At 58.8% G+C, this 13,595-nt stretch carries 5 protein-coding genes; 1 reads left to right on the plus strand and 4 read right to left on the minus strand.

Annotated features, from left to right (window positions below; genetic code table 11):
- Window positions 1-69: 69 nt before the first annotated feature.
- From GOB93_RS03615 to GOB93_RS03630, 4 genes are all read right to left on the minus strand, one after another.
- The gene (locus tag GOB93_RS03615) at window positions 70-3,414 is read right to left on the minus strand and encodes a glycosyltransferase family protein (RefSeq protein ID WP_173582161.1); all 3,345 of its coding nucleotides are present in this window, start codon (window positions 3,412-3,414) and stop codon (window positions 70-72) included.
- 197 nt (window positions 3,415-3,611) lie between these two features.
- On the minus strand, window positions 3,612-5,324 hold the full coding sequence (rpsA, locus tag GOB93_RS03620; protein WP_173582162.1) for a 30S ribosomal protein S1: 1,713 nt from the start codon (window positions 5,322-5,324) through the stop codon (window positions 3,612-3,614).
- Window positions 5,325-5,699: 375 nt separating this feature from the next.
- Complete coding sequence (locus GOB93_RS03625; protein WP_408742339.1) at window positions 5,700-10,016, minus strand: translocation/assembly module TamB domain-containing protein; 4,317 nt, start codon at window positions 10,014-10,016, stop codon at window positions 5,700-5,702.
- Entirely contained in the window at window positions 10,016-12,013 is a 1,998-nt protein-coding gene (locus GOB93_RS03630) for an autotransporter assembly complex protein TamA (RefSeq protein WP_173582164.1), read from the minus strand. Before GOB93_RS03630 ends, GOB93_RS03625 begins: the two co-directional genes overlap by 1 nt.
- 306 nt (window positions 12,014-12,319) lie before the next feature.
- On the opposite strand from GOB93_RS03630, the gene GOB93_RS03635 reads away from it, so the two are divergent.
- Entirely contained in the window at window positions 12,320-13,375 is a 1,056-nt protein-coding gene (locus tag GOB93_RS03635; protein WP_173582165.1) for a lysophospholipid acyltransferase family protein, read from the plus strand.
- The last annotated feature ends 220 nt before the right edge of the window (window positions 13,376-13,595 follow it).

The raw sequence follows: 13,595 nt of genomic DNA on the forward strand, positions 1-13,595 counted from the left end.
GAAGGCAGCTCAGAAAGGGGCACTAACACCAATAGTCAGATCCAGTTTTAACGATGTGAAGAAAAACCGTCAGTCGATCACCTCCAGAGCAATTTCCTTACACAGCGCGACTGTCTCATCCGAGGGGCCTGTCTGTTCTACTGATCTGATCTGCCCTTCTTCACAAAGCACCCGGATACCGGTCGGACGCATCCCCATTTCATCCGCAACAACATTGAGCAGACAAATACGATACCAGCCATCAAGCTTTTCGTTGAAGCCTTTGTTCAGATTCAGATTTCCGACAAAGCCGACACAGAGCGGTGCGTCCCGGAAAATCGTCTGCACATCCTGGCGAATCAGGCGCGATGTTCCGAAAAATACGGTCTTGCCATTAGTCTCGTTTACGAACGCAACATAAAGCTGTCCGGCGCGGGAAATACCCTGAAGGAAACCCCAGCCACGAACGACAATATCGCTCTCTTCGATATCCCGTTCATGGCTGCCGCCATCCTCGATGATGCCTGTGAAATGATCGATGTAGAATTCAAGACTGCCTTTATACTCCTGGCCGATACGCCTGTTCAGCGCGGCCAGCTTTACTCCGCGGAGCAGACCATCACTTTCTGATATTCGTTCGAAATCACGAAGAATCTGACCATTGGATGGTGGAACACGGGCAATGCCGATGATCTGACCGCCTTCGATCTCGATCTGTACACTTGTCAGCTGGAATGCACCACGGCCGTGGACCACATTAACGAGGCCGATGCGGTAAACACCCTCGCACCATTTCCCGCGAAGGGCCGCCTGCCCGGCAAAGCCTGAGCGTCGCGGGGCGCCGGGGAACAGGCCGGTTACGTCAGACCGGACCTCACGTGCGGTCGGGATAAAGATAGCGGGCGACTCATCGTCTCCGATGAGAACTGCATAAAGGTGGCCGGACCCCGACACACCGGGAACCACATACCAGCCCCGGATGTGGAATTCACCTGCTATCACGAAGTCTTCGTCATCGGAGTCCGCGAATACATGGCGGCATACGTCGTCAATATAGTATTCAGCCCCCTGGATCGAATACCAGTCCGTAACGGCTTCCGGCAGTTCGATCGAAATATCCCTCTGAGTCGGCGGATCGAAGATATGACGCGGAGGCGCCTGATGTTTCCATGACGCATGTGGAAGCAGATGAACCTGCCCGACATCGAACTGCACGTTACTGCTGCCCATCATCCGGCGCGGAGCAACGTTCCTGTAGACATCCAGAAGTGCCGCGCCGTAATCGCGGGCGTTCGTCCACAGTTCGGGCGTAATATTCGACATGAGCCGTTCGCGTGTACTTTCGCTGCAACGGATCAGTTCCAGACGCTGCAGAACGTCGGCAGGAGAGCCAATCGGAACCTTATAGCCATTGACATCATTAATAACCCGGTCTCCGAGCGCCCCGACATTCGTTACGATCGGAATCAGGCCGTTCTGCCAGGCTTCGGAAAGCGAAATGCAATATGTCTCGGGCCAGATTGAAAGATTTAGCGCAACATCGGCAATTTTCAGCGCATCAATGTCACCGGCCGAGTAACGACCGTAGGTAATAACATTTTTCCGGTCGAGATTATTCAGCACGCCCTCATATTCAGGGTGCACATAGCCAAATATGTGGAACTCAAACAGGTCGGGATGAGCCATCTCGATCACGCTCAGAACCGCATCCGCACCTTTTGTACGGAGGAAGTTTCCGATGATCGCAACCGAGAGACGACGACCGTTCAGCGGTTCGTAAACTTTCTTCTCGACGGGCGCTGGTGTTTCAGGAGACGGTATTCCCAGGATCAGACTCTCTTTCTGATCCAGATGCGGATAGACCGTGTGCGTCAGATTTCGGGAGTGCTCGGTTCCGAACAGGATTGCGTCCACGGAATCGAGCATTTTCGCGACGAAAGCACGGCGTGTCTGCTCACCGCCAAACTCGACGTTATCTGACCGCTTGAGGGAAATATCAGCTGCAAGAACCCATTTCACATCTTCTTCGCAATAGCGAAGCTCGTGGTTCAGCAGATTATAACGCGATGAGACCAGGAAAAAATCGTGCGCAGAAAAGACCACTCCGGCACCGTTTGCTTTCGCAATAATCGGCAATGACAGACAGTGATGTCCGAGATGCTGGAAATGCACGATATCAAAATTATACTGACTAAGGGCGCTGGAGAACGCCATTTCTTCGGTGCCGTCACACATCGTGTCCAGCCAGCCGGTATCCGGCACGTCGAAGCTTTCAATCTCACGGCCGCTTGCGTCTGTCAGACGGCACATCCCGTCCCGATGCAGCCAGTAAAAGAACTCCACGTCACGCAACAGCATCGATGAAATTGTCTGCTGATAAACCTCGACGCCGCCCCAGGCCTGCTCGTGAATGGTGGAGTGAGTGCACATCAGCACACGGAGACGACCCCGGCGTGCCGGTGCGGCAGATATGTGCTGGTTTCGACTGAAATCGGCACCGGTGACATCCATCATCCGACGCAGCCGGTGCTCGTAGAGATGCGACTCAAGAACCGATTTCTGGGCTGCTGTCGCGCATTTTCGACGCATCGTCTTATTGGACAGAAGTGCGTCTATATGTTCGACGACGCCCTCAACTGTTCGCGCAAGACCGACGCCGGCAACTTCTTTAATATAATCTTCATTCAGCTGCTCGCCTGCCTCGACCACCTGGGCCGTGCCGGCCAGAGCCAGCTCATAGAACCGCGGACCTGGAGCCGTCGCCTGCCCTACATCACCATGGCTTGCGTAATCCCGGAACATGGTCAGCGTAACAGCGCTGGCGTTCGCAAAATCGATAAAGGCCTCATGACTGATTGGCCGCTGGATAGCCAGTTCGGCAATATCAGCCGGAAGCGGCGGCAGATATTCGTTGCCGGGACAGATCAGCTTGATCCGCGCATCCGGGAACGCGGTGATGACGCGGCGAAGCGTGTATACTCTGTTCGGCCACATCGTTCCGGCGAAGAAAATATCATAATCAAGATCGGCGGCAGATTTAACTTTTCTTTCATGAAAAGACAGACTGGCTGCCAGCGGCAGATAATGCCCTTTCCCCTGATAGAAATCAGTACAGGATGGATCATTTGTAAAGACGTAATCAAATAAACCGATGTTATCGGCATTGAAGGTCACCATAAACGGATCTTCAAACGCCCAGAAAATCATTGTTTTAAAGGCGGGACGAACACGCCGCATCAGTTCCATATTGATACGCTGACCATCAATACAGATCAGAACATCATGCTCACCTGCCGCAGCAAGTCCCGCAAGTGTCATATTATCGGCAACAACGACGTTTTCGTCACCCAGAACTGTTTTCGCAGCCCGTTCGAAAGCCAGAGTCAAGTAATAGTTAGGATTATGCGTGTAGTTCGTGTTGTATATGATCGCCATGAATTACGCCGACGTTGCCGTCCCCGCCTTCCTTACTGAATTACATCGATCTGGTATCGTCTCTTTTCACGGACACTACCGCAAACGGGACAGGGAAAAAAGACCTCACATCAGAGCCCTGCTCCTGTAATTCCAAAAAAAAATGGCATCTCATTACGAGATGCCATTTTCTCACAGTCAGACTAACGACGGTTTAATTACGCATCCGCGTTACGACGCCGGATAGCGGCCCCAAGGATATCACCAAGGGACGCACCACTGTCAGACGATCCGTATTCGTTGATCGCCTGCTTGTCTTCGTCAGCCTCACGACCACGGATGGTCAGAGCCAACTTGCGGGCCGCGCGATCAACCGAGACGATCTTCGCATCAACCTTCTCGCCGACGGCGAAACGCTCCGGACGCTGTTCAGCTTTATCACGGGCCAGTTCGGCGCGACGGATGAAGCCGGTCAGAACATCGTCGACCTTCACTTCGACGCCGTTCGTCTGGATACCCGTCACAACGCAGGTGACAATCGCGCCTTTCTGAACATGCGACAGGACATCAGCCGCCGGATCTTCCTGAAGCTGCTTGATACCGAGAGAGATACGCTCTTTCTCAACATCAACGTCCAGAACCTTGGCCTTAACGACCTGGCCCTTTTCGTAGTTCTTCATGGCTTCTTCGCCGGACTCATCCCAAGACAGGTCGGACATGTGAACCATGCCGTCGATGTCTGCGGACAGGCCGACAAACAGGCCGAACTCAGTGATGTTGCGGATTTCGCCTTCGACGATCGAGCCAACCTTATGCTCTTCGGCGAACTGCTCCCACGGATTACGCTGAACCTGCTTCAGGCCAAGCGAAATACGACGCTTGCCGCTGTCAACGTCCAGGACCATGACGTCGACTTCCTGCGAAGTGGCGACGATCTTGCCCGGATGGACGTTCTTCTTCGTCCAGGACATCTCGGAAACGTGGACCAGACCTTCGACGCCCGGCTCGAGCTCAACGAACGCGCCGTAATCGGTGATGTTCGTCACACGACCCGTGAAGCGGGCACCCGGCGGATATTTCAGCGCCACGTTCTCCCACGGATCAGCCTCAAGCTGCTTCATGCCGAGAGAAATACGCTGTGTGTCCGGATTGAAACGGATGACCTGCACGCGGACCGGCTGACCGATCTGCAGCGCTTCGGACGGGTGGTTGATGCGCTTCCACGCAATATCCGTCACATGCAGCAGGCCGTCGACGCCGCCGAGATCTACGAACGCACCATAATCGGTGATGTTCTTGACCACGCCGTCGAGGATCATGCCCTCTTTCAGGCCCTGGATCAGCTCGCTGCGCTGTTCCGCGCGCGTCTCTTCGAGAACCGCACGACGTGAAACGACGATGTTGCCGCGCGCGCGGTCCATCTTCAGGATCTGGAATGGCTGCGGCACGCCCATCAGAGGCGTCACATCGCGAACCGGACGAATATCCACCTGGCTGCCTGGCAGGAACGCCATCGCGCCGCCCAGATCAACCGTGAAGCCACCTTTCACACGACCATAGATCGTGCCGTTGACGCGCTGGCTGGCCTCAAACGCTTTCTCAAGATTTGTCCAGGCCTCTTCCCGGCGCGCCTTTTCACGCGACAGAACGATGGAGCCGTCACGATCCTCGTAACGCTCGATGTAGAGCTCGACATAATCACCCGGCTTGACTTCCGGGGTGACACCCGGCGGACCAAACTCACGAAGCGAGACACGTCCTTCGCTCTTCAGACCAACATCGACGATCGCATAATCATCGGTGAGGCGAACGACACGTCCCTTAACGACCGACCCTTCAAAGCCGCTGTCTTTCCCGAGTGTTTCATCGAGAAGTGCCGCGAAATCTTCGCCGGCGAAATGGTCGGTTGCTGTCTGTGTGGCTGAAGCCATTAAAAAACTATTCCCTGCCAGAGAAAACCCTGACAATTCCTGCGCTCCGCATCGCTGCGAAACGACTTGCCGGTGTCTTTTTTCGGTATTATCCGCGAAAACCGGCCGCATTAAAAACCATGTATCGCTTTACGGGCGATTCACAGGGGCGGATGAAAGACATGCGCGCGACGGCTTTGTCAATAGCGTGAATGACATGACACCGCGCGTGGCTGTGCTGCCAGATCCTCGGCCGCGATAACTTACTGAAAACGAACATATCTGGTGATAAGGACGACGCCCTGCTGGATAAATTTATCTCAGATAAATGATGAGAGACGCCGCCCGAACAGAAACGAGAAGAGGGTTCCGTCAGCGCCTGCTTCCGGAAGAGCGTCAGTAACGGTACTGCCAGAGGAGGCCGACGCTGCTGCCTGGGTCGTTTTCCGGGGTGGTGAACCCGGTGACATTGCCTCCGGTTCCGACGGTGGTGTTAAGTTTCAGATGTTTTGTGAGATCAACCTGGACCTGAGCCTGGGTTCCGGAGCCTGAGGTGGCCTGTTTGGCGCCGACATAGACACCTTTCATGACGTATTTACCGGCTTCGATACTGGTGCCGCCGTTATTAACACCGGAGCCGCCACCGATGGCGAGGCGGTCGAGGCCAAGGGTTTTGCGTACCGTGCCGAGAGGATCGAAACCGGAGCCGCCGGCGAGGGTGGCGAGAGCGGCGCCGATTTCGGCCATCTGGGTGGTCGACAGGGAGTGGGAATCCGTCCCGAAGAGCAGCATTGCGAGGATCTGATCCTGCGGGAGTTGCGGGATGGATTCAAAAGCGATTTTCGGGTTGCTGGCGTAACCGGTCACCTTCAGCATGGCGGTCTGGCCTTCGACATTACGGTCGGCTTCGAAATCGAGCGTCGGGTCGAGTTTGTGTTTGACGCCGGTTCCGTTGAAACCGACGCGGCCGCGCGTGAAGTTCAGGGTGACACCACCAAAGCTGAACAGACCACTGCGCATATCGAAACCGCCTTCGATACTGGGGGTGGCAGCCGTTCCGCCGATATGGAGATTGCCGGCCATCTCGGCATCGAGGCCGTGACCGCGGACGAAGAATTCGCCGGGCGAGGTCAGTTTCAGGTCGAGACCGATGACGCGGCTGCTGGTCTTCTGTGTCTCGTCCGGCGGTTTGTCACCCGGGCGGACAACGTTGAGGGTCGCGACCGAGCCGGGCATCGAATTGGGAATATTGATTTCCACATGCGGAAGCGTGATCTGGCCGGCGACATCGACGCGGGTGTCGGCCTGGCCCCTGATAGCGATGTCGGCGTTGATCAGAGCGGTCAGCAGATCGCTGGCGACGGGCTGAGCCTTGTTTGCGGTCAGATGCAGGTCGACCGGCATGCCTGGGGCGAACGCGCCGACGCTGCCGCTGAGGCTGATGGTGCCATCTTTTCCGGTATGGGCGACGAAGGACTGAATGACGAGACTGTCGTGCCGGGCAACGATGGCGGCATCGATGTCCTGGAGGTGGAGGCCCTGGGCAAAATCCTGGATATCGCCATTATGCAGCGTGACGGTGCCGGTGGCTTCGGGGCTGGCGATGGTGCCGGCGATATTAAGGGCGTAGTTCACCTGACCGAGCGCCTGGCGACCGCTGGCGCCAAGGATGGCGTTGGCGAGCGAAAGATCGAGATTACCATTCGTCCGGAGGCCGATGGGGCCGGTTTTTGAGGTGGGTACGGTACCGCTGGCTTCGAGATTCAGTTTCGGTCCGGCGCTGGCGTGGGCATCGATACGGGCTGTGGCGCCGGCAAGGTCAGCGGTGGCGTCGATCCGGGCGGGCGCCAGCGAGGCGGCGTCGCCGGTGGTCATGTGCAGGTCCCTCCCAGTGAGAGAGACAGTACCGCGTGGAGCTTCGAGGGTTCCGCTGAGCTTTGCGTCGGCGGAGAGGGTCCCGGCGGCGTGGAGCGTGGGTGCGAAGGGCTGCGCGAGGGCGGGCGTGACGTTTTTGACAGACGCGGTGAGGTTCAGAGCGGGTTTGGCGGTTCCGGCGATGTCGATCGAAGCCGGAGTGATCCCTTTCGGTGCGAGAGTGGCGCGCAGGCGATCGACGCCCATGGTTTTTCCGTATGAAACAGTGGCAGGAGCCTGGAGCTGGAGATTTTCGCCTTTGGCCGTGCCGGTCAGACGGCTGATTTTGACGCTCTGAGCCGGGATGCTCGCGACGGCGGCAAGGTCGAGCGTGCCAGGCGCGCCGTAGAGTTCGGAGAAACGGGCCTGAGCGGTGGTGGCGAGCGCGGTCTGCGGGCCTTTGACGGTGGCGCTGAGGCTGCCGGCGACTGAGGGCGCTGCTACTCTGTCGAGAACCAGGGCAAGGCTGGTGTCGGGAGTGCCTTCCGGATCGGTAATGGTGCCGGTGAGTTTGATGGAGCCGATGCTGTAGGGAGCCATGGCTGCATTGCCGGACACGTCGATGGCGGCTTTGACGGGGGCGCTGTCGGTGGCGGCTGTGGTTTTCAGAGAAGCATTGAGCGCACCGGAGATGGGCTGGCCGATAAGGTTGCGCAGGTCGGCCAGGCGGGCGACGTGCAGATCAAGGGTGCCGAGCGGAATTTTGCGTTTCGACGGAAGATCGAGTTTGCCGGCGCCGTGGACGCTGTTCCAGTCCAGTTTAGTCAGAGTGAGATGGCGGGTGCCCCCGGTGTCCTGAGCGACTGTGGCGTCGAGGGCGAGCGGGGCACGGTCAATGGTGCCGCTGGCTGTGATGTGGCCCTGCGGTGTCGCAGGCAGGTGGGCGACGTCGGCATCCAGCGTGACCGGGGCTTTCGGCATGGTGGCGGTACCGAAATCGCTGGCGAGATGTGCTTTTGCAGCGAGATCGTCGATGGGACCTGTGGCTGTGAGGTCAAGTTTCGCGTCACCACGCAGAGTCTTCGCAACGGCGGCGAGGGCGGACAGAGTCAGGCTGGCCTGAGCGTCGACTGTCGTATTGCCGCCGATTTTGCCGGTGGTCTTTTCGGCGGCTTTTTCTCCCGATCTGTCTGCTGTCCGGATGACGTTGCCACCCGCCGTGAAGTGGAGGGCTTTGCCGTCCAGGGCGAAGGTGTCGAGATGAATCGTGCGGTCGCCCTGCCCGCTTTCTTTCATGGAGGCGTGGGCGGCGAGCTTGCCGTTGGGACCGATCATTTTGACGGCCTGTTCGAGCCCGGTGAGGGCGGCGATATCTCCGTTCAGGCTGAGGGTCGTTGTGTCACCGGGATGGGCCGGATCGGATTTATCCGGCAGGGCAAACGCGGCGGTCAGGGCGGTATGGCCGCCGAGTTTCTGACCACCCATGGCGGCGAACGGCGCGAGGTCCGGAAGGGTGAGTTTTGCGTTGCCTTTGACGGAGGGCTTTGTCGCGGCGTCGGCATCAAGTTCCAGCAGCGGGTGGCTGACGCTGAGCGTGGCGCGGCGTGTGGAATCGTTCGGGGCGTAAGTGACGTCGAGCAGGAGGGGCGCGCTGGCGAGCAGGGTCGGGTTGCCGCCAGGGATGCGAAGACCGGAGGCAGTGGCGTGCAGGTGCAGGAGATCGATCTGATCGCCCTGCCCCATTCCGTCGAAATGGGCGCTGAGAGCACCGAGTTGCGTGCCACCCGCGACGACGCGGTCGAGGGTGAGGTCGGCAGTGCCGGCAGGTGCGGTAAAAGGACCACTGAGCTTCGCGGTGAGGCTTGCGGCCTGCCAGCTGAGTGTCGGGCCGGGGGTCATGGCCGGGGCGGTCAGATTTGCGGTGATGTTTGCTGTGCTGGCCAGAAGGTTCAGTTTGCCGTCAATGGTGGCGGAGATGTTTCCGGCGTCGGCATTCAGATCCAGTGCGGCGTTGTCGGTAGGGCCGTTCAGGGTCATGGCCAGAGCGACAGGGGCAAGGTCTGGCATGTGAGTCATACCGGCGACGATGCCGTCTTTGCCGTCCTGGGCGTTAAGCTTCAGGTTGACATGTTTTGTGTCGGTCTTTGCTGCGAGGGTCAGAGTTCCGGCGGCATCGAGGCGGCGGAGATCGATCGCGATGTCCGAGACAGGAAGGTTTCTGAAGGACGGGCTGTTGAGCAGGGCGTCGAGGTTCGGGAGAGCGGCATGGCCTTTGAGGGCGAGCACGGCCGGGATACCAGCGAGTGGAGCACCGACTTCGATGCGACGGGCATCGACTTTGCGGATATCGATGGAGAGACCGGTTTTCGTGGGGCCGGTGGACGGAGCGGCAGGCTGGTTCGGGTCCGAATATGGTAGCCGCGGGATGGCGAGGCGGTCGGCGCTGACGAAATCGACGCGGGCGGTGCGGCCGATCATGCGCAGAGGCGACCAGTCGAATTCGAGATTCTCAATGGTCAGCCAGACGCCTTTTGTGTCGCGCAGTTCGATGCGCCCGACATGGAGTGCGTCGGGGAAGCGGCCTTTCAGGCCGGTGATGAGGACGGTATTGCCGGTGAGCGAAGCGGTCTGGCGTTCGAGGAAGTGACGGCCGGGATTTGTGTTCGCGCCGACGAGAACAATACCGACTGTAAGCACGGCGAGGCCTGCGACCGAAGCTGCAGCGATGCCTGCGCCTTTTGCGATACGACGTGGCCAGGAGCGGCGGGGTTTTGCCGGGGTCCGTGGCGCGGGCGGGACCATGCGGTCAGGTGGATTCTGCTGCCCGTTCCGGAATGTCTCGTTCTGATCCGCAGGCATCAGAAGGTTTCTCCCAGACCGATATAGAGTTCCCATTTGTCACCGCGTGGCGGCCGGTTAAGCGGCACGGCGATATCGAGGCGGATGGGACCGATGGGGGTAAAGTAGCGGGCGCCTCCTCCTGCGCCGACACGAAGCTTGCCGGTAAAGGGCGAACTGCCGGAACCGACCTGGCCTGCGTCGATGAAAGCGGCGGCGCCGAAGCTTTTCAGGATACGCTGGCGAAATTCGACGGTGCCGGCATCGAGCGAGGTACCGCCGATGGCATATTTGGTTCCGGCGAACTGAGGGCCGACGCCCTGGTAGCGGAAACCGCGAATGGTGGCAGTGCCGCCACCGTAAAGCCGCTGATCGGGTGGGATATCGAGTGTTGAGGCTCCCTGGACACTGCCGACGATGGCGCGGAAGGCGAAGACGCTGCGTCCGGGTCTGGTCAGGCCGGTACGGGCGAGATCGACATAGGTTGAGGCGTTGGCCTGCAGCAGGGCGAAGAAGGAAGTGCCCTGATCGAAGGATGCGGACGGGGTAGCGCTGAGGGAGACACGCCAGCCACGGGTCGCGGGCAGCAGAGGCGAAGCCAGGTCGGTGTTATCGAAATTCGCCGAGAGAGGGGCGAAAATCATGGTGTAATCTCTGGTGATCCAGAACTGCTCGATTTTTTCCTGTTCCGCGGCGAGCCCATAGGACACATTCCAGTGCCTGTTGAGGCGGCGGACGATGCCGGCGCGGGCGATAAGCGCGGTCTGGCGATAGGAATAGAAATCCTGTTTTAGTCCTTCCAGGCGAAAGCTGGCGTTCTGGTTGCGTCCCGGAAAGTCGGGTTTGAAGAGGTCGGCGTAGATGTCGTAACCGAGACCTTGCTGGGCGGAACCGCCGAGGCCGGTGACGAGAGCGGTCAGACGCAGGCGCTCGGCATTGCCGAACAGGTTGTAATGCGTCCATGTGGCCCCGACCCGGCCACCGAGGTCGGTGGAATATCCGATTTCGGCTCCGACGGAGCGCAGTTTGGCTTCCTTAAAATTAAAGGCGAGCGGCATGGTGCCATCGGGGGCAAGTCTGGAGGCATCCTTGACCCCCACGGTGGAAAAGATGCCGAGAGAGGCGAGATCCTGCCGGGCGTTTTCGATTTTCGATGGCTGGTAGAGCTGGCCGGGACTAACGGTAAGGCGTCGGCGGATGAAAGCGGGTTTTGTTCTGCCAAGACCGTTCAGAGTGATGTTTCCGATATCGGCTTTCGGACCGACAGAGATCGGAAAGGTCAGGTCCAGGGTTCGGGTGGCCGGGCGGAGATATGCTGTCGGCGCATCGACACTGGCCAGCGGATGCCCTTCCTCCTGAAGTTTACCGGCGAGGGCATCTCCGGCGCCAAGCACGGTGGAAGCAATGGCAGGATCACCGGATTTCAGACCAAAAGCGGTCTGTTCATCGGGGGAGATGGTAACCGGCTGTTTTCTGTCCGGCGAGACAAGACTGACTTTACCGAGGTGATAGAGTGGTCCCGGAATTGCGGAGACTTCGATCGCAAGGGTTTCACCGGCGGGAATGCTGCTGAGCCATTGCGGAAGGTTGATGTCGTTACCGTCCATCTGAAGATCAGGCGGGGTTCTGGCGGTTTTGGGTCTTCTGACGGTGACGGTCACGTGGCCTTCGTAATATCCGAAGCTCTCCAGCGCGGTGGTCATGCGGGCGTATTCGCTGCGAATCCGTCCGGCGAGGGCAAACGGGCCAACGGCGTGAGTTTTCTGCAAACCCAGCAGATCCGAGGATGCTGTGAGCGCGGAATCGAGGTCAGCGTTTTTCGTGGGAGTGATCGTCGTTGTGTAGGGCAAAGTCGGACCGGTCGGGGCAACGGTTTTTGTCGTGGCTTGCTTTGTTTTGCCGGATGCGTTCTGGGCAATGAACGGAGCAAGCGCCGTTGCAGCGAAAAGAAGAATAAACGTTCGGGCGTGAGCACTCCGCAGGACAACGAGGCGAGGCGCAACCAGAGGGCCGTTCATCAGCACCGTGCCTCCCTGTTTGCGGCACGGGAATACAGATTGACGGAAGCGGAATGGCACCGCGTGGGGCTGACCGCTGAGCCCGGCAAGGGAAAGGCGTCCTCTCATCGGGTTCTTAATGGCATGAAAGTGCTTTAAAGCGAGGCCGTTTACACGGAAAAATCCGTCTTTTCATACGATTTTTTGCCTGCCTTTCCCATGCGTTGTCGTCTTCCGCTGTTTGGATGTATGAGAAAGCATGAATCTGGCTTTTCTTTGCCCGCGCCTGATGGCGGGCCGTATGATTTTGTTGCAGTCGGGGCGCTTATGAAAGTCCCTCTGCTGAAACGCCGCACTCCGCCTTTCAGGATTGATCCTAACGAGCTGGACCGCATTGATATCCGCGAGCGGGAAGCAGCAGCGCGCAGTCTGTACAGGCGGTTGCGGGGAGCTGCGCGCCTGGCAGCGATCGCTGTCTGGGTCCCGACATCGGTGGGTTTTGAGGCATGTCTGCTTCTGGTGCCCGGAACAGCGAAGATTCGCTGGACCAGGGTGATCTGGGGCGTGATCTGTAAGCTGCTGTCACTGAAGCTCAACGTGATTGGCCGGCGTGCGGGCACGGTTGGCGGTGCGAGAGCGCGGGCGCGCGGCGACCGGCCGGTGATTTATGTGTCGAATCACTCGACGTGGCTGGATGTGCCGGTTCTGGGGACGATTTTACCGTCAGTGTTTGTCGCGAAAGGCGATATCGAGCACTGGCCGATCATGGGACTGGTGTCGAAGATCGGACGCACGATTTTTGTGAGCAGGCAGCGCAATACGACCGGGCGCGAGCGTGATGAGATGATTTCGCGGCTGGCGGAGGGCGATAATCTGGTGCTGTTCCCGGAGGGAACATCCTCGGACGGGTCGCGCGTGCTGCCGTTCATGTCGGCGTTTTTTGCAATCGCGAAACCACCGAGATTGCGGAATGCGGATGCGCAGGAAGTGGGAATTACATTTCCGCCGGGAATGGTGCCGCTGATCCAGCCGGTTTCCGTGGTTTATGACCAGCTTGACGGGTTGCCGATCGGTCGGGCGCGACGCCCTGTTTTTGCCTGGTACGGTGACATGGAGCTTGGCCCGCATCTCTGGCAACTCGTGAAGTGGCGCTCGATGCGGGCATCGGTTCTGCTGCATCCGCCGCTGGATCCGGATGATTTTCCGAGTCGGAAAGCGCTGGCTCAGGCGACCTGGCGGGCGGTGACCAGCGGGGCGGCGGAGCTTCGGCAGAATGTGCAGCCCGTAGCGCCGGAATGGGAGCTGAAACCAGCCTCTCCGGCAGCGGATATCCGTGGAAGTGATAAAGCTTCACTTGACAGGACTCGTCCATCCTTTGCCTGATGATATTGTCTTACGAGGCCCGGGCGGACCGGGTTTTGTGTCTCTTGTGAGGAGGCCCGGTGCTGGCAGGTTCCTGCTCTTTCCGTTCTGACGTGGCGGTTGTTTATGACTCCGGTTTTTCACCCCTGACCAGGACGGGGTCTTGACCGGGGCGGCAGCACGCATGATTTCTCCGTTCCGTCGTGCGGAATGGTCCGGCGACATGCCGGAACGAGCCTGA

Origin of the sequence: Acetobacter musti, from assembly GCF_011516835.1 — a bacterium.
GTDB lineage: Bacteria > Pseudomonadota > Alphaproteobacteria > Acetobacterales > Acetobacteraceae > Acetobacter > Acetobacter musti.